Source organism: Tuberibacillus calidus DSM 17572 (assembly GCF_000430685.1).
In the GTDB taxonomy this organism is placed as follows: Bacteria; Bacillota; Bacilli; order Bacillales; family Sporolactobacillaceae; genus Tuberibacillus; species Tuberibacillus calidus.
In genome coordinates this window covers 156,430-179,575 of sequence record NZ_AUMM01000003.1, presented here as the reverse complement: position 1 = coordinate 179,575, position 23,146 = coordinate 156,430, and the positions used below count along the sequence as shown (strand labels likewise).

Annotated in this window: 18 protein-coding genes and 2 other annotated features; of the genes, 2 read left to right on the top strand and 16 right to left on the bottom strand. The window is 44.7% G+C overall.

The features are described from left to right. The first annotated feature begins 71 nt into the window (after positions 1-71). Positions 72-1,052, top strand: coding sequence for a GMP reductase (guaC, locus tag H532_RS0100985; protein ID WP_027723907.1), 981 nt, complete (start codon positions 72-74; stop codon positions 1,050-1,052). Positions 1,053-1,296: 244 nt separating this feature from the next. On the opposite strand, the gene H532_RS0100980 is transcribed toward guaC, so the two are convergent. Next, positions 1,297-1,548: a hypothetical protein gene (locus tag H532_RS0100980; protein WP_027723906.1), complete on the bottom strand. Its 252-nt coding sequence runs from the start codon at positions 1,546-1,548 to the stop codon at positions 1,297-1,299. Positions 1,549-1,608: 60 nt separating this feature from the next. Continuing rightward, a complete protein-coding gene (locus H532_RS0100975) occupies positions 1,609-3,078 on the bottom strand; it encodes a nicotinate phosphoribosyltransferase (RefSeq protein ID WP_027723905.1) in 1,470 nt (489 codons plus the stop codon). A 200-nt stretch (positions 3,079-3,278) separates the two neighbouring features. Between H532_RS0100975 and H532_RS20905 the strand changes: the two genes are divergently transcribed. After that, positions 3,279-3,413, top strand: coding sequence for a hypothetical protein (locus H532_RS20905; protein ID WP_281169021.1), 135 nt, complete (start codon positions 3,279-3,281; stop codon positions 3,411-3,413). A gap of 183 nt (positions 3,414-3,596) precedes the next feature. On the opposite strand, the gene argH is transcribed toward H532_RS20905, so the two are convergent. The 14 genes from argH to H532_RS0100900 form a co-directional block, all read right to left on the bottom strand. Beyond that, positions 3,597-4,976 (bottom strand): argininosuccinate lyase, encoded by a 1,380-nt coding sequence (argH, locus tag H532_RS0100965; RefSeq protein WP_027723903.1) that lies wholly within the window; start codon positions 4,974-4,976, stop codon positions 3,597-3,599. Beyond that, positions 4,973-6,193 (bottom strand): argininosuccinate synthase, encoded by a 1,221-nt coding sequence (locus tag H532_RS0100960; RefSeq protein WP_027723902.1) that lies wholly within the window; start codon positions 6,191-6,193, stop codon positions 4,973-4,975. The genes argH and H532_RS0100960 overlap by 4 nt, the downstream gene beginning before the upstream one ends. A gap of 40 nt (positions 6,194-6,233) precedes the next feature. Beyond that, entirely contained in the window at positions 6,234-7,205 is a 972-nt protein-coding gene (argF, locus tag H532_RS0100955) for an ornithine carbamoyltransferase (protein ID WP_245566379.1), read from the bottom strand. Positions 7,206-7,220: 15 nt separating this feature from the next. Beyond that, complete coding sequence (carB, locus tag H532_RS17505; RefSeq protein WP_051263049.1) at positions 7,221-10,445, bottom strand: carbamoyl-phosphate synthase (glutamine-hydrolyzing) large subunit; 3,225 nt, start codon at positions 10,443-10,445, stop codon at positions 7,221-7,223. Continuing rightward, positions 10,429-11,502, bottom strand: a complete 1,074-nt coding sequence (locus H532_RS0100945) for a carbamoyl phosphate synthase small subunit (RefSeq protein ID WP_027723900.1) — start codon at positions 11,500-11,502, stop codon at positions 10,429-10,431. The genes carB and H532_RS0100945 overlap by 17 nt, the downstream gene beginning before the upstream one ends. Before the next feature lie 15 nt (positions 11,503-11,517). Continuing rightward, on the bottom strand, positions 11,518-12,705 hold the full coding sequence (locus H532_RS0100940) for an aspartate aminotransferase family protein (protein ID WP_027723899.1): 1,188 nt from the start codon (positions 12,703-12,705) through the stop codon (positions 11,518-11,520). Then, on the bottom strand, positions 12,698-13,495 hold the full coding sequence (gene argB, locus H532_RS0100935; protein WP_051263048.1) for an acetylglutamate kinase: 798 nt from the start codon (positions 13,493-13,495) through the stop codon (positions 12,698-12,700). Before argB ends, H532_RS0100940 begins: the two co-directional genes overlap by 8 nt. A gap of 16 nt (positions 13,496-13,511) precedes the next feature. Continuing rightward, complete coding sequence (argJ, locus tag H532_RS0100930; protein WP_027723897.1) at positions 13,512-14,756, bottom strand: bifunctional ornithine acetyltransferase/N-acetylglutamate synthase; 1,245 nt, start codon at positions 14,754-14,756, stop codon at positions 13,512-13,514. Between the two features lie 20 nt (positions 14,757-14,776). After that, a complete protein-coding gene (argC, locus tag H532_RS0100925; protein WP_211231942.1) occupies positions 14,777-15,817 on the bottom strand; it encodes an N-acetyl-gamma-glutamyl-phosphate reductase in 1,041 nt (346 codons plus the stop codon). 82 nt (positions 15,818-15,899) lie between these two features. Next, positions 15,900-16,116: a binding site (T-box leader), on the bottom strand. Between the two features lie 44 nt (positions 16,117-16,160). Continuing rightward, positions 16,161-16,386, bottom strand: a binding site (T-box leader). A 196-nt stretch (positions 16,387-16,582) separates the two neighbouring features. Continuing rightward, positions 16,583-18,370 carry an alpha/beta hydrolase family protein gene (locus H532_RS0100920; protein WP_027723895.1) on the bottom strand — a complete coding sequence of 596 codons (1,788 nt, stop codon included), beginning with the start codon at positions 18,368-18,370 and terminating at the stop codon, positions 16,583-16,585. A 57-nt stretch (positions 18,371-18,427) separates the two neighbouring features. Continuing rightward, the gene (opp4C, locus tag H532_RS0100915) at positions 18,428-19,336 is read right to left on the bottom strand and encodes an oligopeptide ABC transporter permease (RefSeq protein ID WP_027723894.1); all 909 of its coding nucleotides are present in this window, start codon (positions 19,334-19,336) and stop codon (positions 18,428-18,430) included. An 11-nt stretch (positions 19,337-19,347) separates the two neighbouring features. Beyond that, a complete protein-coding gene (locus H532_RS0100910) occupies positions 19,348-20,298 on the bottom strand; it encodes an ABC transporter permease (RefSeq protein WP_027723893.1) in 951 nt (316 codons plus the stop codon). Positions 20,299-20,367: 69 nt separating this feature from the next. Continuing rightward, entirely contained in the window at positions 20,368-22,020 is a 1,653-nt protein-coding gene (locus H532_RS0100905) for a peptide-binding protein (protein ID WP_027723892.1), read from the bottom strand. Between the two features lie 120 nt (positions 22,021-22,140). Beyond that, entirely contained in the window at positions 22,141-23,133 is a 993-nt protein-coding gene (locus H532_RS0100900) for an ABC transporter ATP-binding protein (protein WP_027723891.1), read from the bottom strand. Positions 23,134-23,146: the final 13 nt, after the last annotated feature.

The window sequence follows — 23,146 nt, the reverse complement described above, 5'->3', positions numbered from 1 at the left end:
CTGTAAATTATATACGGACGAACGATTTTTGCCGTTTACTAATAAAATATTCGTGTTTAGAGGTGTTTTTCATGGAAAATGTCTTTGATTATGAAGATATACAGCTCATCCCCGCAAAATGCATTGTAAAAAGCCGCAAAGAATGCGATACTTCTGTTACTTTTGGCGGAAGGCGTTTCCGATTGCCAGTTGTTCCAGCCAACATGCAAACGATTATCGATGAAAACATTGCCCGTTATTTGGCAGAAAACGGCTATTTCTATATTATGCACCGATTCCAACCTGAAAAACGGCTTTCGTTTATTAAAAACATGCATGAAAGCGGTTTGTATGCGTCTATTAGCGTCGGTGTCAAAGAACAAGAATTCGCTTTTATCCAGCAATTAGCTGATGAAAAAATAGTCCCGGAATATATAACGATTGATATCGCACATGGCCATGCCAATACCGTCATCGAGATGATCCAATTCATAAAAAGCCGACTACCGGAAAGCTTTGTCATTGCAGGAAATGTTGGAACGCCGGAGGCTGTGCGGGAATTAGAAAACGCTGGTGCCGATGCGACGAAAGTCGGGATTGGACCCGGTAAGGTTTGCATAACAAAAATTAAGACAGGGTTTGGCACTGGAGGATGGCAGTTGGCTGCCTTGCGCTGGTGTGCCAAAGCGGCGAGTAAACCGATTATTGCCGATGGCGGCATTCGCACGCACGGGGATATCGCCAAGTCGATTCGCTTCGGCGCTTCCATGGTCATGATTGGCTCTTTATTTGCTGGTCATGTTGAATCACCCGGGCAAATGATTGAAAAAGACGGAAAGTTCTATAAAGAATATTTTGGTTCAGCCTCAGAATTTCAAAAAGGCGAAAGAAGAAATGTCGAAGGCAAAAAAATGTTAGTGGAATGCAAAGGAAAATTACAGGACACATTAACCGAGATGGAGGAAGATTTACAATCCGCCATATCCTATGCCGGAGGTCGAGAGCTCAACGCTTTACGGAACGTTGATTATGTCATTGTTAAGAACTCCATTTTTAACGGCGACCGATGGTAATAAACAAATCCTTCAAATGGATATAGACGAATAAAGACCGCACGTATTCAAAAAAGCCGCCTATACAAAAATGGCAGCTTTTATTTCAACGAGTAAGAACCTATACCATGTTCGGGCAACGAAGCACAGCAACGCCCAAAACTTGTACTGGTTAGAAAGGATTTCATTTTTCAGTCTAGTATAAGGACAACTAAGGCTCTGCATGTATGGCAGAGCCAAGTTTACTTTATTAAGCAAAATAGCTTTAACTCATAAAAACATAGATCAGAAGTCCTACAACAAAAATAAGAACAAGGATGCTGTAAATCATCACCATCAGTTTGATGTTCGAGTTGGCATTTTTATAATAATTCGCTTTTAACAATCTTTCCTGTTCCTCTGGGCTTGCCACATCCATTTTCTCCATCGACGCATTGACTTGTTTACCGGCATAAAGCGTCCCTGCTAAAGCCAATAGGCCAATAAAGACCGCAACCACAATTAAAAATGTGAGCACCTATATTCCCCCTCTATCAGAAATATCGTTAAATGTGGCAAAACCATCTATGGCTGAGGATCATTCTTCACAAGCGAGCATCGCCGCCACTTTCTCCTTGACTTTCTCAATGTTTTTCATTTTATTATGCCAGCATGCTTCACTCAAATCCACTGGATACTCTTCCGGCATCCGATGGCGTTTATACTCATCCCATAATAACTCGAGATTATCATTGACGAACTGCCGGATGTCCTCAATTCCCGGCGTATCATATACGCGGCGACCGTTTTCAAATATAAGGGAGTGTAGATCCCTCGCTTCAAAATTCGTGACAGTTTTGCTAATGAAGGTATGCACGGGATGGAACATCTCCAACCGTTTTTGCTTTTCCGGTTGTTCGTATTCCAAAGTAATGTAGTCACCTTCGGATTTACCGTTTCGTTTATTGATAATTCGATATACCTTTTTCAAACCGGGGGTCGATACTTTTTCCGGATTGGCGCTAATTTTTATGGTATCACGCATCTTGCCCAGTTCATCCTCAATGGCCACCATTTTATAAACGGCGCCTAATGCCGGCTGATCGTAGGCGGTAATCAATTTCGTGCCAATTCCCCAATTATCGATTTTAGCCCCTTGTGCTTTTAAACTGAGAATCGTATCTTCGTCGAGATCCCCTGATGCGGTGATTTTGGCATTCAGAAAGCCTGCCTCATCGAGCATTTTCCGTGCCTTTTTAGATAAATAGGCCAAATCGCCACTGTCTAAGCGGATGCCGATAAAATTGATGGCATCGCCCATTTCCCTTGCCACACGAATGGCGTTAGGCACCCCGGAACGCAACGTATCATACGTATCGACGAGAAATACACAGTCTTTATGTGACTCGGCATATTTTTTAAACGCTGTATATTCGTCACGATAAGCTTGTACTAAAGAATGCGCATGGGTACCGACGACCGGAATGCCAAAGATTTTACCCGCTCTGACATTGGAAGTGCCATCAAAACCAGCAATATAGGCCGCCCGCGTTCCCCAAATGGCAGCATCCATTTCTTGGGCTCGGCGAGTGCCAAATTCAAAGGCGCTTTCCTCCCCGATAACTTCTTTAATTCTGGATGCTTTCGTCGCAATAAGTGTTTGGTAGTTAATGATATTTAAAAGCGGAGTCTCCAGTAAAATGGCCTCAACAATCGGCGCCTCAATGCGCATTAACGGCTCATTCGCAAAGACCACTTCCCCTTCTTTCATGGAATATAGCGTTCCTGTAAAGCGGAGTGTTTTTAAATAATCAATGTAGTCTTTGGAATAGCCTAAATCGGTTAAGTAGTCGATATCCGTTTCGGTGAAGCGAAAGTGTTCAAGAAAATCGATGACCCTTTCAAGTCCAGCAAAGACGGCGTAGCCATTTCCAAAGGGCATTTTACGAAAATATATTTCAAAGACCGCTTTCCGATTGTTGAAGCCATCGCGCCAATATGTTTCCGCCATATTTATTTGGTATAAATCTGTGTGAAGAACTAAACTATCATCTAGAAAGTTTCCCATAAAGGACCCCCCATAAAAACCATTCGATCTATGTATTGTCCGATTTTAGAAGATATAGGCGTTAAAATTAGTATGTACTAATTTGATGTGAAAACGCAAAAGTTATACCTTGATCATCATCCCACATTCATGTGGTAAATGACAAACAAAAAGCGGAACCTTTAAGAAATCTTTATAAAAACGAGGTTCCGAAAGTTAGATTGAAGACATTGCTGTCTTTATGCGAGCCTGAAAAAATTTCTTCTACCATGGGCATCGTCGTTCTCGCTTGTATCGCATTGTACTATGTCATGCACGGAAATAAAGCGGGAGGGCTCACCGTAAAGGAAGTGTAATGTCAAGAAGCACGCGATGAACATCGTGTGCTTTTTCGTTTGGGTGAACTAAAATAAGGATCCCTATATAATAAATCTGCTGGTTCCTGGATCAGTGTTGCGATCGTGATTCAGACCATATGAGAAACATCGGGTTTATTCAAAGGAACAAATAAAAAACGCCCAAGCTTTCGCCTGAGCGTGTCATTGTTGATTTAAACATTGCTGAGCGAGCTGGATTTGCTCTAGGACACGTTCGGGAGCGGTTGCGCCGTAGTTTTTCCGCGCACCGACGACATGTTCCGGTTCGAGAATACGGTAAAGATCTTCGGCAAAAAGCGGGCTGAATGACCGGTAGTCTTCGAGCGGTAATTCATTTAAAAATTTTCCTTTTTGAATCGCATAATAGACAATCTTTCCGATGATGGCATGTGCTTCGCGGAATGCAAGCCCCTTTTCCGCCAAATAATCCGCAAGGTCGGTGGCATTTGAGTAGTCCTGAGCCACAGCCCGCCGCATTTGTTCTTTATTGACGGACATGGTATCTAACAACGGGGCAAGCAGCCTTAATGAACCTTGCAAGGTTTTAACGGTATCAAACATGCCTTCCTTATCTTCTTGCAAATCTTTGTTATACGCGAGAGGTAAACCCTTTAAAACGGTTAAAAGGCCGATCAAATTTCCGAATACCCGTCCGGTTTTTCCTCTCAGAAGCTCAGGAACATCGGGGTTCTTTTTCTGCGGCATGATGCTTGAACCTGTGCAAAACGAATCATCCAGCTCAATAAATTGAAATTCTTGGCTGCTCCAAATGACGAGTTCCTCTGAAAGCCTTGAAATGTGAACCATGATGAGTGAGGCGTTCGCTAAAAATTCAACGATGAAATCGCGATCACTGACGGCATCCATGCTATTCGGATAGACCCGTTCAAAACCTAATTGTTCACGAACCAGGTCCGGATTGGTTGGATAAGTCGTTCCCGCCAAGGCGCCTGCGCCAAGCGGCAACCAGTTGATCCGTTTAAGACTATCTTTTAATCTTTCTTTATCGCGCTCAAACATCCAAAAATAGGCAAGTAAATGGTGAGCAAACGAGACGGGTTGCGCCCTCTGTAAATGCGTATACCCCGGTAAAACCGTCCCCACATTTTTCTTCGCTTGTGATAATATTGCTTCCTGCACATTTTCTAATAAATGAATGAGTGATTTGGTTTGGTTGCGAAGATAAAGATGCATATCGGTTGCCACTTGGTCATTGCGGCTCCTTGCGGTATGAAGTTTGCCGCCAACAGTGCCGATTTCATCAAGCAAAAGCTTTTCGATGTTCATATGAATATCTTCATGCTCGATGAGAAATTCGACTTCGTGTCTTTCTATTCTTTGTTTAATCGTTTTTAACCCGGTTTGTATCTTTTGTACATCCTCTGTATCTAAAATGCCGCACGCACCGAGCATTTCCACGTGGGCCAGACTTCCTTCAATATCTTCCATCGCCAATTGTTGGTCAAAAGTAATCGATGCGGTAAATTCTTCGACTAATTGATTCGTTTCTTTCTGAAAACGGCCGCCCCACAGCTTATTCATTGGCTTTGGACCTCCTGGGAATCCTTCTTGTGCACTTCAGCGTAAACTTTTGTCGGAAGTCCCCACAACTTAATAAAGCCAACCGCCGCATGGTGATCAAAGGCATCCCCCTTGGTATAAGTCGCGAGATCTTCATTATACAAACTGTGTTGAGACATGCGGCCGACCACCATGTGCGTGCCTTTAAAGAGCTTGACGCGCACTTTTCCAGTCACGACTTTTTGCGTTTCATTGATAAAAGCATCTAAAGCATTTTTGAGCGGCGAATACCATAGGCCTTCGTAAATGATTTTCGCCATATGTTGATCAACCAATGATTTAAACTGCGTCACTTCCCGAGGATGGGTTAAAAATTCAAGTTCTTTGTGAGCGTTGATTAAAATGAGTGCAGCCGGGTTTTCATATACTTCCCGCGATTTAATGCCGACTAAACGATTTTCTATATGGTCAATCCGTCCGATACCATGCAATCCGCCTTTTTCATTCAAAGTTTCGATGAGCTGAACGAGCGGCATTTCTTCATCATTTAAGGCGACCGGCACGCCTTCCTTAAAAGTGATCTCAACATATTCTGGCTCATCCGGTGTTAAATGTATCGGATTCGTCCAGTCAAAGGCTTCCTCAGGCGCTTCCGCCCATGGATTTTCTAAGACGCCCGCTTCACACGCCCGCCCCCAGATGTTCGCGTCAATCGAAAAAGGATTATCCAGATCGACCGGAATCGGAATGCCGTGCTTTTCGGCATAGGCGATTTCTTCATCCCTCGTCATGCCCCATTCCCGGACTGGCGCAATCACTTTTAAGTGTGGATTAAGGGCTTGAACGGATACTTCGAAACGAACTTGGTCATTTCCCTTGCCTGTACAGCCATGGGCAACAGCGGTGGCCCCTTCTTTTTCAGCCACTTCAACTAATAGCTTAGAAATTAGCGGTCTGGAAAGCGCTGAAGAGATTGGATACTTCCCTTCGTATAAGGCATTCGCTTTTAATGCCGGTAAAATGTATTCTTGAGCCAATAAGTCTTTGGCATCGATAGTGATCGCTTTAATCGCCCCGACTTGAAGCGCTTTTTTCTTAATGGCTTCCAAGTCTTTGCCTTCACCGACGTCTAACCCAAGGCAAATCACATCATATCCGTATTTTTCTTGAAGCCATTTGACTGAAACACTCGTATCCAAACCGCCGGAATAAGCTAAAACAACTTTTTCTTTTGCCATCCTAAAACATCTCCTTTTTACATGAATGTTTAAACTATCGTTACTGCATGAGCACTTTTAAAATTGCTTTTTGGGCATGCAGGCGGTTTTCCGCCTCATCAAAGACGACAGAATGCGGGCCATCGATGATCTCGGATGTGACCTCTTCCCCTCTATGCGCAGGTAGACAATGCAAGAAGATAAAATCAGGTTGAGCGAATGCACAAAGTTCGCGATTGACTTGAAAGGCATGAAACGCTTTTTTCCGCTCATCAGCTTCCTCCTCTTGCCCCATGCTGGTCCATACATCTGTGACGACGACATCCGCCTTTTCCATCGCTTCTTCGGGAGAATGGGTGAACAGAATCTGACAGCCATTGTTCTGTCCAGTTTTTTTGGCTTGTTCGATAATTTGCAAATTCGGCTCATACCCCTGAGGACTGGCAACAGTTAAATCCATTCCAACTGCGGCAGCCCCTTCAAGCAAGGAGTGGCACATATTGTTATTCCCGTCACCGATATAACACATTTTTAGACCGGATAATCGCCCTTTATGTTCATAAATCGTCAATAAATCCGCCATGACTTGCGTGGGGTGATGGAGATCGGTTAACCCATTGATGACGGGAACAGATGCGTTTTGGGCAAATGTTTCAATTGTGGTATGAGCAAAAGTCCGGATCATTAACCCATCCACATACCGAGAGAGCACTTTTGCTGTATCCTCAATCGTTTCGCCGCGGCCTAATTGAATGTCTTTTGCACTTAAGAAAATCGCATCCCCACCTAACTGTTTCATCCCAACTTCAAAAGATACCCGCGTGCGGGTCGAAGCTTTTTCAAAGATCATGCCAAGGACTTTCCCTTTTAGAAATGGGTGAGGAATCCCTTTTTTCGTAAGTCCTTTCATTTCCAAAGCTTGGTCCAATAAATATAAAATTTGCTCAGAACCGAATTGACCAATCGTTAAAAAATCCTTTTCCGTCCAATCCAGAGCATCCCAATCGGGTTGATTCACGAATCCTTTGTACAAAGTGTCACACTCCCTTTAGGCGTTTTGAAATGTTCTCATGCGATAACTCGCGAGCGGTAAAACAAAAGGTTCATGATTTTCTTTATCCGGTTTGTATTTCCAAATAAGTTCCATTGTCTCGATACACGTAAAAAGAGGGATATGATGTTCTGTAGCAAGCGCCCTTAATTGAAAGCCGAATGTATGCGGGCGCTTACCTTCTGTTGGAATGTTCAATATGGCGCAACAAGTTCCGCTAAACACCCTTTCCCGGACATCATCAAAAGACGTTAATTCTTGAGCTGGTATACCAAAACGACGTAAGTATCGAGCTGTCCCCGCGGTGGCGGAAATGGCGTATCCCGATTCATGGATGGCTCTTATTAAAGGAAGCGCTTTAGGCTTGTCGCGATTAGCGATCGAACAGACGACCGTTGAATCACGCGGCTTAAAATAAGGCGAAAAGCCATCCGAGATGCCAAGCGCTTTTTGAAAAGCGTCCTTGACCGAAAAGCCTAACCCAAGTTTTTCTCCCGTCGATTTCATCTCAGGGCCAAGCGCGGGATCCGTTCCTGTCAATTTGTTCGCCGAAAAAACCGGAACCTTAACCGAAAAATAAGGCATCTCATGTAGCAAACCTTTAGGAAGTTTTTGCTCTCTTAAACGCTCACCTAATTGCACCTTTACTGCTAGATCAACCAGTGGAATCCCTGTGATTTTACTTGCGATCGGAACGGTTCGCGAAGCGCGGGGATTCACTTCAAGCACATAGACTGTGCCATTATGAATGACAAATTGGATATTCATAAGCCCCTTAATTTCCAAGGCTCGGGCGATTCTTTCCGTATAATCAACGATGATCCTTTTCAATGGATCGGGTATGGTCGCTGCCGGGAATATGGAGATGCTGTCCCCGGAGTGCACACCGGCTCTCTCGATATGTTCAAAAAGCCCCGGAATGAATACATCAACACCATCACTTAATACATCTGCTTCACATTCAATACCTTGCAAGTACCGGTCAACGAGGAGCGGCCATTCCACCTCTTCGCTGTTGTCATGGATATAGCGCGCCAGTTCATGTTCATCATGAAGGATGACCATTGAACGGCCGCCAATCACATAGGAAGGACGGATAAGAACCGGGAAACCTAAGTTTTTAACCGCTTGCCGCAATTCGGTAAAATGATGGGCGGTCGCCCCTTGAATATGCGGGATGTTTAAGGTTTCAAGAAGTTCATAAAACCGTTTTCGGTCTTCGGTTTGATCGATCGCATCAACACCGGTTCCAAAGACGTGGACACCGGCTTCTTCCAAGTCCTTAGCTAAGTTAATCGCCGTTTGTCCGCCAAATTGTAATATCACACCTGAAACATTTTCTTTCTCAATGACATGTAAAATATCTTCAGTCGTTAACGGTTCAAAATAAAGCTTATCGGCGATGGAAAAATCCGTGCTGACCGTCTCCGGGTTGTTATTCATGACGATCGTTTCATATCCCTTATGCTTGGCCGCGAGTGCTGCACGAACCGAACAATAATCAAATTCGATACCTTGGCCGATGCGGATGGGTCCTGAACCGATAACAAGTATTTTTGGTCTGTGAGTGACTTCAACTTCGCAAGATCCAGCCCAAGTAGAATAATAATATGGCGTTTCGGCCCGGAATTCAGCGGCACATGTGTCCACTAATTTGTAACTCGGTTTTAAGTTTAGGTCATATCGCTTCTGTCTGACCGTTTTTTCGTCAACGTCAAAAATAGCCGCAAGCCATTGATCACTGATATTTAAACGTTTTGCCGCAAGTAACATCTTCGTCGGTAATGTGTCCCAAGTAAAATCGGATAGGGATTTCTCGAAGTCCAGCAATCCTTTAATTTTCTCCAAAAACCATGGCGTGATACCCGTGATTTTATAAGCTTGTGCGACGGAAAAGCCGCGGCGGAACCATTCTGCGAGAGCAAACAACCGTAGATCAGAAGCGTTCTCTAAATGCTCGGTTAAGGCGTCGTTTGTCATATCTTGTAAACCGAACCCATAAAGACCATGGGTTTTGAGTTCCAGGGAACGAACCGCCTTATTTAATGCGCCTTCAAACGTCCGATCGATTGCCATCACTTCCCCGGTCGCTTTCATCTGTGTTCCTAACCGGCGGTCAGCTTCCGGAAACTTATCAAATGGAAAGCGCGGGAGCTTGACGACAACATAATCAATTGCGGGTTCAAAAGCTGCAAAAGTTGTGCCTGTAATCGGGTTTATGATTTCGTCCAAATGGTAGCCGAGCGCGCATTTGGCAGCGATCCTGGCGATGGGATACCCCGTTGCCTTCGATGCTAAAGCCGATGAGCGGCTAACTCTCGGATTGACTTCAATAATCACGTAATCATCCGAATTGGGATCCAAAGCGAATTGGATGTTACAGCCGCCTACGACACCTAATGCGCGAATGACTCTTAGTGAGGCGCTTCTTAGCAACTGGTATTGTCTGTCTGAGAGCGTCTGTGAAGGGGCAACGACCATCGAATCTCCCGTATGGACGCCTACCGGATCAATATTTTCCATATTGCAGACGATGACGCATGTATCATTGGCATCGCGCATGACTTCATATTCGATTTCTTTCCAACCCTTGATACTCTTTTCAATTAAAACTTGATGGATCGGGCTCGCTTCAAGACCTTTGTTGATGACCGCATATAACTCATCTTCATCTTTAGCAAAACCGCCGCCATATCCCCCTAAGGTATAAGCAGGGCGAATGATGACGGGGAAACCGATTGTCTTGGCGAATTCGAGTCCCTCATCATAAGAATGGATGATTTTAGATGGAGTGATCGGCTCACCGAGCGACATCAATAAGCGCCGGAATGCATCACGATCCTCCCCTTTTTTGATCGCTTCGACTGACGTGCCGAGCAATTGCACATTGTTTTGCGTCAAAATGCCTTTATCATAGAGTTCAACCGTTAAATTTAATCCTGTCTGTCCACCGAGTGTGCCAATCAGCCCATCTGGTTTCTCCTTTTCGATCACAGCGGTAAGCGTTTCTGCGGTGAGGGGCTCAATGTAAACCTTGTCAGCCACTTGGTCATCCGTCATGATCGTTGCCGGATTATTATTGACGAGAATGACTTCGATTCCATCTTCTTTTAAGGCTAAGCAAGCTTGCGTCCCAGCATAATCAAATTCCGCGGCTTGACCGATCACAATTGGCCCTGAGCCGATCACCAAAACCTTTTTGATATCAGTTCGCCGTGGCATGATGCATCCCACCTGTTTGTTTGATCATTTCCACAAAGCGTTTAAAGACATAGTGTGTGTCTGATGGCCCCGGATGAGCTTCGGGATGAAACTGCACGGTTTCAATTGGTAAATGCTTGTGCCGCATGCCTTCGATCGTGGAATCATTGACATGGCGGTAAGTGACCGAAAAAACGTCCGTATTGATGCTCGTATCATCCACCACATAACCATGATTTTGAGCCGTCACCAATACTTTCCCCGTATCCAATTCTTTGACGGGATGATTGCCACCGCGATGGCCAAAACGCATTTTTCTCGTTCGCCCGCCGTTCACAAGGGCAATCAGTTGATGGCCGAGGCAGATTCCCAAGGTTGGATAAGTTTCCGTTATTTTCTTTATTTCAGGGAATAATGGTGCAAGCGTCATAGGGTTGCCTGGTCCGTTACTCAGAACAACGCCGTCTGGATGAAGGCTTTGGATTTGTTTAAACGTTGTCGTAAACGGCACGACCAGCACCTTGCATCCTTCCTTTACCAGCGATTGGACAATTGATTTTTTGTGCCCATAGTCTATCAAAATGACAAGAGGGCCTGAGTCGCCATATTCTTGTATGCTTTTCGTTGACACTTTTTCTACTAAATTCACGTCCAAGGAGGGGATGGATGCCTCGGGATTTGTCGTCAGGACGCCCTTCATCGTTCCTTGTTCCCGAATTTTTTTGACTAAAGTTCGAGTATCAATACCGAATAGACACGGCACATCGTATGCATCCAGATATTCTCCAATCGTTTTCATCGATAAATAGTGACTCGGCGTGAGACAAAGATCACTTAGAATGACACCTGATAAAGCCGGACGATCACTTTCATCATCAAAGGAATTAATGCCGTAATTTCCGATTAATGGGTAACAAAATGTGACGAACTGACCGGCGTATGACGGGTCGGTGATAATTTCTTGATAACCTGTCATGCTTGTATTAAAGACGACTTCACCATAGGCCTCTGACTGACTCCCAACCATCATGCCTTCAAAGATGTCCCCAGATTCTAATACAAGATAGCCTTTTTTCAAAGCTGATGCCTCCTTCTAAAGGGATTCAAACACGCTGTCTAAGATGGTTATAAAATGGTCGATTTCCTCCTTCGTTGTCGTAAGCGGCGGAAGAATTCTCACCACATGGGGACCAGCCGTTAAGATGAGGACATGTCGCTTCAAAGCCAAATAGACAATATCACTCGCTTTTTGTTCGGTTACCAGCCCGAACAATAGGCCTTTTCCTCTAACTTCATGAATGTCATCGGGATATTTCTGCTGAAGGGCTTTTAATTTTGTTTTTAAATAATGACCATTTTCTGCTCCCTTTTCGATCACGCGGCTCTTAAGGAGCGTTTTTATGGTGGCAACGCCTGCCGCAGAAGCCAAAGGATTTCCGCCAAATGTGCTGCCATGCGCGCCTGGGCTGAATGCTTGTGAAATATGTCCTTTGGCGAGGACCGCTCCAATCGGGAAACCTGAGCCGAGCCCTTTAGCTAGTGTCATGATATCTGGTTCAATCCCATAGTGTTGGTAAGCAAACAGCATTCCCGTTCGGCCAAGTCCTGTTTGAATTTCATCAACCATAAAGAGGATGCCTTCCGCTTGGCAAATTTGATAGAGCGCCTCCACCCATTTTTCATCTGCCGGAATAACGCCACCTTCGCCTTGTACAAGCTCTAAGAGGACTGCGTTAGTATTTTCGGCTGTGATGGCATCAAGTGCCTCCATGCTGTTAAATGGTAAATAACGAAAACCAGGAACAAGCGGGGCGAAGCCCTCCTGGATTTTTTCTTGAGCGGTCGCGGTCAACGTTGCCAACGTCCGACCATGAAAACTTTGCGTAAACGTGACAATATCACCTGTATTTTTATTTTTGGTCATGTGGGTAAAGCGTCTCGCCAATTTAATGGCTGCCTCATTTGCTTCCGCACCACTGTTGCAGAAGAATACCTGATCAGCGAAGCTGTTCTGCGTCAAAAGGGTGGCTAGTTCTATTTGTTTTGGAATGTGGAATAAATTCGAACAGTGCCATAGCTCATCTATTTGCTCATGCAATGCCGCTTGAACGGTGTCTGGAACATGCCCTAAGTTGCATGTCGCAATCCCCGACGTATAATCGAGATAACGGTCGCCATCTTCATCCCAGACATAACTTCCCTTTCCCTTTATAATGGTGACGGGAAAACGGGAATAAGTGGCCATAATGGGATCGAAGGAAGTTGTCACAGCTTCAGACATTGGTTTTGGCCTCCTCACCAAGTATGATTTTTGTTCCGAAACTCGTTCCATTTAAATAATGTCGAATCACCTGAGGATCTCTCCCATTGGCGATGACCACCTCGGGAACACCGTGTTCCAAGCATTCTAGCGCACTGCGGATTTTTGGAATCATGCCACCAGATATCCTTTGAGAGGCGATCATCTGCTCTGCTTCTTTTTTGGTCAATGTTTTCAGCACCATCTCACGCTCGTCTTTTCCTACTAAAATCCCCTCGACGTCACTGAGGTAGATCAGCGGCGCACAAAAGGTTTTTGCGAGATGGGCAGCAACCGAATCGGCGTTGATATTGTAGTGGTTCCCAGCTTCATCCATCCCGACTGGCGCAATAACCGGAATAACACCATTTTCAATGAATTGTTGCACCCATTCGCTCCGAATATTGACGACATCCCCAACCCACCCAAGTGCAGCTTGTTTCGAAACGGCATGAATGAAAAAGCCATCAATACCGCTAAGTCCAACTGCCATAATGCCGGCTTGGATCACATTCGTTACGAGCTTTTTGTTTGTTGTTCCGATAAGCACCATTTTGACAACTTCCAAGATTTCTTTAGTTGTCACCCTGAGTCCTTCGTGAAAGTTTGTTGGAATGTCAAGGCGGGTTAAGAGCTGAGTAATCGCCGATCCCCCACCGTGAACGAGAATCGGAGAGTACCCTTCTGCTTGTAAGGTTTTTAAGTCTTGGTAAAACGCCTTAGGGAGATTTTCCATGACACTCCCGCCGCATTTTATAACAATTGGTTCCATCCTTTTCCTTCTTTCTTCATGTTCGATAGGAAGCGTTGATTTTGACGTAATCGTAAGTCAGATCACACCCCCATGCGACCGCGTCACCATCTCCGTCACCAAGTTGAATGGAAATGTGTACGGTTTCTCTCCTTAAGATTGCTTTGACTTGATGCTCATCAAATGGAACGGGTAGGCCGTTTTGAACGATCGGTATACCACCGAGCGCAACGCACATCGAATCTGGATCTAGGAGATCACCGCTATAACCCGCTGCACAAAGAATCCGCCCCCAATTAGGATCACACCCGAAGACGGCTGTCTTTACTAAATTGGAACCAACAACCGCTTTACTCAACCGACGGGCCGCTTCTTTGGAAGTTGCGCCATTCACTTCTACCTCAATCAATTTGGTTGCCCCCTCCCCATCACGGGCAATCATTTTCGCTAAGGTTTGAGCAACATAGGTGAAGGCATCTAGAAAAATCCCCCACTGCGGGTGGTCTTTATTTAAAGGCTGATTGCCAGCTAAGCCGTTTGCCAAAGCAAGGACCATGTCGTTCGTACTCGTATCTCCATCGACCGTAATCATGTTGAAAGTGTGATCCGTCACTTGCCTTAGAAGCGGGTAGAACGCCTGTTGATCGATATTGGCATCTGTTGTGATAAACGCGAGCATCGTCGCCATGTTCGGATGGATCATGCCGGAGCCTTTGGCCGCACCGCCGATCGTGACCGTTTTTCCGTCAATGACAACTTGAACGGCCACATGTTTCCTTCCGGTGTCGGTCGTCAGAATGGCTCGCTCAAACATCTCGACGTCGGCTTCCTTCAAATGAAACTGCTTAATACCACACATGACTTTATCCATCGGAAGCACTTCCCCAATGACGCCGGTTGAGGCGACGGCGACCATAAATTCCGGAATCTGAAATTGTTCAGCGGTTAACCGCCGCATTTCAAAGGCATCGTTTAAACCCCGCTCACCCGTACACGCATTGGCGTTCCCAGAGTTGACGACGACCGCTTGTAGTAAGCTACCGTGAGAAAGACTATCTTGAGTCACAGCTAAGGGTGCTGCTTGAATGCGATTCGTCGTATAGACAGCACAAGCATTTGCCGAAACTTCGGAGTACACCCAACCGATATCCGGGCGTTTATATTTAATGCCGCAATGTAAACCGCCCGCTTTATAACCTTTTGCCGAAGTGATGTGACCTTCAGTCATAATGTGAAAAGGGGAATTTTCTTTCTCAGGTTTTAATAAAGTTGTTTTACCCATTTTGCATGCCTCCTTGATGCTTACGGAAACAATGGCGACAACTCAAGGCCTGTCGTTTGTTCCCAACCGTAAATGAGATTCATATTTTGTATTGCTTGACCCGCCGCTCCTTTGACGACATTATCGATGACACTGACAATCGTTAACCGATTTGACCGTTCATCGCTATAAAGCCCGATGGCGCAATGATTCGATCCATACACTTGTTTTGTTGAAGGAAATGTTCCCTCATCACTAATGCGGACGAATGGGTGGTTTGCATAAAATGCCTGGTATGCTTCAATGACAGTTTCTGTCCTTACTTCCTCCGCCAAAGGCGCATAAATAGTACACATCAGTCCCCTTGTCATGGGTATTAAATGGGTGGTGAAGCTGATCGCCACCGGACGACCAATCCATTCTTCAATCATTTGTTCAATCTCGGGAATATGCTGATGATGCCCGACTTTATAAGCGGAAACCGATTCATTCACTTCTCCAAAATGAGTGGTTAGGGATGGTTTTCGTCCTGCCCCCGAAACGCCCGATTTTCCATCAATCACAATGTTGTCGGGATCTATCCATCCGTTCTGTAGGGCAGGCATCAACCCCAACAAAGCGGCCGTCGGGTAACAACCGGGGTTGGCAATTACTTGTGCTTTCGCTATGTTTTTTTCGTTCCACTCAGGCAAACCATAAACGGCTTGTTTGAGCCACTTTTGATCGGGTGGCGGCATTTTATACCACTTTTCATATAAAGGAGCATTTTTTATGCGAAAATCCCCGGAAAGATCAATGCATGTGATGCCCAAGTCAGCAAATTCCGGAAGCCATTGTCCGCTGACGCCGGACGGTGTAGCAAAAAACAAACAGTCCAGTTGTTCAGCATTCTGAACGGATACGCTCTCTAAAGGAAGATCACATACCGTTTTAAGATGAGGTGCTAAGTGATCCATTGTCATGCCGACACTTGAATGTGCCATAAGTCGCTCTACCTTGACGTGTGGATGATGGGACAAAAGGCGAATGAGTTCGAGCCCGCTGTAGCCGTTTGCGCCGATAATGCCTACTTTGATCACCATGGCATTCCCTCCATAATCTCATAAATCCTAATATTGCCAATATACAGTTTTCTAAAAATGATAAAAAAACAACCCGTCTCCTTAAAGAGACGAGTTTTAAAATAAACCCGCGGTGCCACTCTTGTTGTTCCGTTCATCGGAACCGCTCAATAAGATAACGGATTGACCCGGACTTTCCTACTTTGTTTCAGAAAGCCATCTCCAAAGTGCGCTTCACAACATCCCCTTGTACCGGCTTCCACCATCCCGGCTCGCTGTTCAAGATTGAATGCTGTTACTCTCTTTGTCATCGATATTTGTATGATTTTGTTATGTATAAAAATGAAAAACGCCCGCCTCTTTTATAAGAGACGAGCGTTGAATGATCACAACCCGCGGTACCACTCTTGTTGTTCCGAATGATCCGGAACCAACTCAAAGCCTTTAACGGGAGCTTCCCGGACATCCCTACTGTGATTCAGGATGTCGTCTCCAAAGTGCGCTTCGTTACAGGTCCTGTACCGGGCTTCCACCATCCCCGGTTCGCTTTCCAGGATGACTATAACTACTCTCTTTGTCATCGACGTTATTTATTGATTTTCATTATACACGTGTTATTCAATCTGTCAACATAAAAAATGATTTTTTTATTCTGTTAAAAAGTATAGGATTTTTCATTCCAACATAAGGGAACGGTGGCTCTCTCTGCACTCAATTGAAGGTTTTTGCCGTTCCCGTTTTCTCTAAGATGAATGGAAACGCCTAAAAATAAGCGCAAGTCATCGATTAGATAAACCGCTTAAAGAAGTGAAGAATTTGCCTGTAAACGGTGATTTCATTTTCTTTCTTCGAGAATCCATGGCCCTCATCCGGAAGCACAAGGTATTCCACATGACGGCCTTTAGCCCTTAGCGCCTCGACAATTTGATCGGATTCCGCTTTGACGACACGCGGATCATTGGCACCCTGTACAACAAACATCGGCTTTGTCATTCCGTCCAAATACGTGATCGGTGAAAAGCGTTTTAATTTTTCTTTGTCTTTAACGGGATCCCCCACCCATTGATTCATATAAGGTTTCCAATGTTCGGGAACGGATTCGATAAAAGTAAAGAGATTGCTGACGCCAAAAATGTCAACAACGGCCTTAAAGTAGTCCGCATGGCGGCCGTGCAACAAGAGGGCCATATAACCGCCGTAACTTCCGCCCATCAAAAGCATGCGGTGTCTATCGGCATACCCGTTTTTGAAAAGCCATTCCAAACCTTCAAGAATATCTCTGCGCGGCCCGTCACCCCAGTCTCCTTCCACCATCTTCATGAATTTCAGCCCATAATTGCTGGAACCTCTGAAGTTTGGCGCGAAAATGGAAAATCCATGATGGAGCGCAAATTGAAAGGCTGCCCTGAACCATTTTCTCTCAAGCGATTGCGGACCGCCATGCGGCCAAAGAATGACATGTCCATTATCATTTTCTTTGTGCGCTTTAAAAAACAAGGCTTCGATTTCAAGTCCATCGTAGGAAGGATAACGTATGACTTCCGGTTCTACCATCTCTTCTTCTTTGATACCCGGTACGCGGAAATGCGTCAGTTCTTCCCATGAACGCCCGCCATCGACAGATTTATAAATATTATGTGGCCGTCTGGCACCGCGAGCCAAAATATACAGATGTCCACTGTCTTTAACCATGATTTTTTCAACCACGCTCGTCGGCAGTGACCGCTTCGTCCATTCTCCAGTCGTTAAATCGTAGGCATATAAACGATCCTCTACACCGTAGGAACCGACTAAATATAACACTTGATCCTTCTTGCTGTAGACAAGATGGGAAAAATCTTCCTTCTCGATGACCAACACTTTTTGGAACGCTTTTGTCGATACATCAAATTTCGCCAAATATGTAAGATCATGATCGTAATCCGTTAAGAAATAGATATCTTTTTCTGTGGTAAACACGCTGGATCCCGTCGTATGCTGGGCGTCGGTTTCAGGTGTCAGACGAATCATGTCGCCATGATACGATACATATGCGAGCGAATGGGTATTGCCATAACTCTTGATATAGACAAAACTTTTTTCGTCGGGTGAAACGGATTCGAGTAAGGTGGGTGCGTCACCCCCTTCCAAAAGGATGGTTTCTTCTCCTGTTTCAATGTCGTAAACATATGAATTTAGATAGCGAGGATTATTTTTCGTTCCCGTATAGTAGAGGCGTTGACCGTCTTTTGACAAATAACTGAAAAAATGCCGTTCATTTTCTTTCTCTCTTAACGGGACTAGTTCTCCGCCCTCAGGTGACAGGGCATAAAGTTGAATATTTTCATCCCCGTCACAATCAAAGCCGGCAATGATCATACTGCCGTTTTCTGCATAATGGAGCGCATGGGCGCTTTGGTTATGAAAAGTCAGCGGATAAGGGAAAGTTTTGGGCAAATCCATCGCCCATAAATTATAATGCCCACTTAAATTTGTACTAAAAACGAGTTGCTTTTCATCAGGGCTGACATCAAAATTTTGCACGGAAAAAGTGCGTAAAAAGGTTTCTACATCAGGTTTTGGGAATTCAACCACTTTTTTTACCTCCTTTTTTATAGAATAATAGATTAACACGAATTTTTAAATATTTGTCTATTCAATGGACTTCGGATCGAAAGCATCACGCAAACCGTCACCGACAAAATTAAACGATAGGACTGTAAGAAGTATCATAAGCCCGGGAAACAACGGATACCACCAAGCAGAGATCATAATGGTGATGTTTTGGGCATCCTGGAGCATATTTCCCCAGCTTGGTGTCGGCGGCTGCACCCCGAGTCCAAAATAACTGAGTGCGGATTCGGCTAAAATAACATAACCCATTTGCAAAGTGGCTGTAACAATAATCGGTCCCATAACATTTGGTAAAATATGTGAAAAAATAATTTTTGAGCTCCTAACCCCCATTGTTCTTGCCGCCAGCACAAACTCCCTTGAACGTAAGGAGAGGAATTCGCCCCGAATGATGCGCGCGGTTCCCGGCCAACTAAACAAGGCAAAAACGATGATTAACGTTGTTAAACTCGGTTGAAAAATGGTCACCAATGTGATCAACAAAAAAAGCGATGGCACAGAAATGACAACATCTACGAAACGCATGAGCAAGGCATCGATAATACCTCCAAAATAACCAGCGATAGCACCGATGATCGTCCCAATAAAAATGATGCCGGCCACCGATACAAACCCAACGAGCAAGGAGACTCTAGCTCCGTATAATAATCGGCTCAACGTATCCCTTCCCAGCATATCCGTTCCTAGGGGGTATTTCCCGCCGGGTTTTGCCAACTTATCCAGGAGATATTGGTGTCCTGGGTCATATGGAGCAAGCCACGGTGCAAATATGGCAGCCAAAACAACGATAAAAATGACCACCGCACCCGCGACAGCTAATTTATTTCGCATAAATTTACGCAGTGTGATGCGAAACATTGTTTCTCTTTTTTGTTTTATCCCTTCATTCCCAGGAACAGTCTTTGTAAGCCTTTCTGGTCCGGCCATACATGTCCCTCCTAATACTCAATCCGTGGGTCGATGATCGCATAGAGGATATCGCTAATGAGATTTCCGATGACGACTAATGTGGCGGAAATCATTGTTAACGCCATAATCACGGGATAATCTCTTTGAAAGGCAGCATTTAAGAAAAGATTGCCGATTCCTGGCCAACCAAAAATATTCTCAACAACGACCGCGCCACCGATGAAAGACGGGATGATTAAGCCGACAATCGTGACAACGGGGATCAAAGCGTTTCTCAACCCGTGTTTATACACCACTTTCCTCGAGTTGAACCCCTTGGCTCTTGCTGTACGAATATAATCTTGCCGCAAAACATCAAGCATGCTTGACCGCGTATATCTTGTTAAGCCGGCCATATCGGAAGCGGCTAACACAAAAGCGGGTAATATCAAATGATGGAGGCGGTCCCAAATACTAAATGGTGCGTTCAGTGTCGCCACACCTCCGCTAGGGAAAATGGGAAATTTCACAGCAAAAAACATGAGTAACACAAGGCCTATCCAGAAACTAGGTGTCGCTACACCGATAAATGAAGCGGTCGTCACGGTGTAATCGGTTAAAGTATAGGGTTTGGTTGCCGATAAAACGCCAAATGGTATGGATATGATAAAGGCCAAGACCGCAGAGCTCACCATCAACAGCAATGTATTTGGCAATCGCCCCAAAATAAGCTCAGAAACCGGTATGCCGTGCATAATCAGTGATTGTCCAAAATTCCCATGTAAAATTTGCCATAACCAATGAAAGTATTGAATGTAAACTGGATCATTCAATCCGTAAGCTTCTATAAAGGCTTCACGATCTTCCGGCTTAATATTCGGATCCAAGAACAGTGAAGTTGGATCACCAGGTGCTAATTGAATGATCAAAAAAGAGAGGATCGATATCCCTAATAGAAGCGGAATCGAGACGAGAATGCGGCGAATAATATATGTGATCATCCGGCTCTCCCCCATCTTGAAAGAATGCAAGAAAAGGAGGAAGGGCCCTTCCCCCTTTTCCAACGTTGACTATTGTTTGATCCACCAATCTTTAATTTTGTAATAGGCAATGGATGGGTGTTGTTGAACATTTTGCAATTTCGGATTGTACATAATATGATCGTTGTCATAGTACAAGAAGGTATAGGGTTGATCTTCGGCAATGCCGGCTTGAATTTCCTTAATCATTTCTCCGCGCTGTTCACGGTCTGTAATTTTGGTGTTTTCAGCCATCAATTTATCTAATTCAGGATTCTTGTAATGAACAAAATTTAAGCCTTGAGCGATTTCTTTGGAACTGAAAATATCTGACGGATCTGGGTCGACGCCAAGCGCCCAACCTAAGATACAAGCATCGAAGTTCCATGTCGGCGCGGTGACATCCTTAATAAAGGAACTCCACTCTTGGATTTTCGGTTTTGCTTCAATGCCTACTTCCTTCCACATTTGTTGGACGACTTGGGCGATTTGTTCCCTTACTTTATTCCCTTGATTGGTTTTTATGACGAAGGAGAATTTCTTGCCCTTTTTATCAAGAATGCCATCACCGTCTGTATCTTTCCAGCCTGCCTCTGCCAACAATTTCTTAGCTTTGTCGACATCGTAATCAAAAGTCGGAACATCCGGGTTATACGCCCATTTTTCCAGCGGGGATCCTGGGGTGTTGGCGATCTTACCATCACCATTCATCACGGCTTGAATGATTTTTTCCCGATCGAGGGCGTGGGTCAACGCTTGCCGGACTTTTTTATCTTTAAAGAGCGGGTTTAATTGGTTATAGCCTATGAAAGTGTATGAAAGGGAGGGGGTTGTTTTGATTTTTGCTTTCCCTTGTTTAACGAGTTGTTCTCCTGTCGCTAAATCGGTCGATTGTAAAGCCATATAGTCGATATCACCGGCTTGAAATTGCGTGAGAATAGCGTTTGCATCCGGTATGAATTTAATCGTAACGGTATCAATATGTGGGCGCCCTTCATAATAGTCTTTATTGGCTTCGAGTTTGACGTATTGGCCGTCCTTCCATTCCACAAACTTATAGGGTCCAGTACCGATCGGTTGCTTTGTATTAAAAGAAGCCTTATCTAATTCTTTGATCGGGACGTCCTGTAAAAGGTGTTTCGGCAAAATCCCATAGCCCGCTGTGCTTGTTAAGAATGGCGCAAACGGTTGTTTTAAAGTTACTTGAACGGTATGTTCATCAAGAGCCTTGACTTCTTTAATTTTTTCAAAATCCGAAGCCCGCGGACCAGTATAATCTTTATTCATCGGTATGCTGTAACTGAAGACGACATCATCGGCAGTAAAAGGTTGTCCGTCCTGCCACTTGACATTATCTTTGAGGTGAAAGGTGTAAGTTAACCCGTCATCGGAGATATCCCAATTTTTCGCCAAGTCACCGACAGGATTCAGATTTTCATCCACCGTGACCAACCCATTGAAAATCATGCCTTCAATATCACTACTTGCGGTATCTTCAGAATAATAAGGATTAAACAAAGTCGGTGAACCCGATGTGCCAATAATGAGGTTCCCCCCATCTTTCGGCTTTTCGGTGTTTCCCGATGTTTCGTCAGTTTGCTTGTAGGTGTCGGTTGTGGCATTTTTTTGACTGCAGCCCGAAAGCACAAGCGCCACTATAAAAATAAAAACAATAATCCTATGCCACTTTCTAAATGCTCGCATAATGTCCTCCCCCTTTTAAAAATTAAAAAATCCTTCAAAAAGGTTTTTCATGATTTGGTGCTATCCTTTTCACCCCCCTCGGCAGTGCTTTGCGAGTGATCACCTTTTTTTATCCAAACCCTAGTCATAAAGATGACAAGCGACAAAATGGCCGGGACGATAGGCTTTCGGATGCGGCACCTGTTTTCGACAAATGTCCATCGCCATGGGACAGCGTGTATGAAACACACAACCTGTCGGAGGATCGGCCGGACTCGGTAAATCGCCCTGTAACACAATCCGTTCCCGGATCTGTTCGTCTTTTCTTCTTATGACTGGGACCGCCGAAAGTAAGGCCTGGGTATAGGGGTGAAGCGGTTGGTTGAATAAATCCTCCTTTGCTGCCCATTCCATCAAACGTCCGAGATACAAGACAACGACGCGGTCGGATATGTGGCGGACAACAGAGAGGTCATGAGAGATAAATAGATACGTGAGTTGAAACCTCGCTTGCAAGTCTTGCAACAAATTAATAATTTGTGCCTGTATAGACACATCAAGCGCAGAAACCGCTTCATCAGCAATAATTAAATCGGGATTAAGCGCTAATGCACGGGCAATGCCGATACGTTGTCTTTGTCCGCCAGAAAATTCGTGAGGATATCGGTTCTTATAACTGGGATCAAGACCAACAAGTGTAAGGAGTTCGTCCACACGATCCTGATATTCTGATTTCATCTTAAAGTAACGATGGGTTTTAAGCGGCTCCTTCAGCACTTTCTCAACTGTTTTTCTTGGATTTAACGAAGCGTAAGGGTCTTGAAAAATCATTTGAATGTCCCGACGGATCTGTTGCCGCAAACGATTCTCAGGAAGACGGCTGATATCTTTACCTTTAAAAATAATTTGACCTTCCGTTGGTTCATACAGACGAATAATCGTTCGCCCTGCTGTTGATTTTCCGCAACCAGACTCTCCTACGATGCCGAGTGTCTCCCCTTTTTTTACATAAAAACTTATACCGTCCACTGCACGGATGTATCCCGTCGTTTTCTGCAGCAGGCCGGTTTTTATGGGAAAGTATTTTTTCAGATTGCGAACTTCTAATAAAACGCCATCAGTCACCGATTGGATGCTTTGTTGATCA

What these genes read in the sequence shown, in the direction of transcription:
- guaC (WP_027723907.1), top strand. Translation starts at nt 72, where the DNA reads ATGGAAAATGTCTTTGATTATGAAGATATACAGCTCATCCCCGCAAAA.
- H532_RS0100975 (WP_027723905.1), bottom strand. Translation starts at nt 3,078, where the DNA reads ATGGGAAACTTTCTAGATGATAGTTTAGTTCTTCACACAGATTTATAC.
- argH (WP_027723903.1), bottom strand. Translation starts at nt 4,976, where the DNA reads ATGAATAAGCTGTGGGGCGGCCGTTTTCAGAAAGAAACGAATCAATTA.
- H532_RS0100960 (WP_027723902.1), bottom strand. Translation starts at nt 6,193, where the DNA reads ATGGCAAAAGAAAAAGTTGTTTTAGCTTATTCCGGCGGTTTGGATACG.
- carB (WP_051263049.1), bottom strand. Translation starts at nt 10,445, where the DNA reads ATGCCACGGCGAACTGATATCAAAAAGGTTTTGGTGATCGGCTCAGGG.
- H532_RS0100940 (WP_027723899.1), bottom strand. Translation starts at nt 12,705, where the DNA reads ATGTCTGAAGCTGTGACAACTTCCTTCGATCCCATTATGGCCACTTAT.
- argB (WP_051263048.1), bottom strand. Translation starts at nt 13,495, where the DNA reads ATGGAACCAATTGTTATAAAATGCGGCGGGAGTGTCATGGAAAATCTC.
- argJ (WP_027723897.1), bottom strand. Translation starts at nt 14,756, where the DNA reads ATGGGTAAAACAACTTTATTAAAACCTGAGAAAGAAAATTCCCCTTTT.
- argC (WP_211231942.1), bottom strand. Translation starts at nt 15,817, where the DNA reads ATGGTGATCAAAGTAGGCATTATCGGCGCAAACGGCTACAGCGGGCTC.
- opp4C (WP_027723894.1), bottom strand. Translation starts at nt 19,336, where the DNA reads ATGGCCGGACCAGAAAGGCTTACAAAGACTGTTCCTGGGAATGAAGGG.
- H532_RS0100910 (WP_027723893.1), bottom strand. Translation starts at nt 20,298, where the DNA reads ATGATCACATATATTATTCGCCGCATTCTCGTCTCGATTCCGCTTCTA.
- H532_RS0100905 (WP_027723892.1), bottom strand. Translation starts at nt 22,020, where the DNA reads ATGCGAGCATTTAGAAAGTGGCATAGGATTATTGTTTTTATTTTTATA.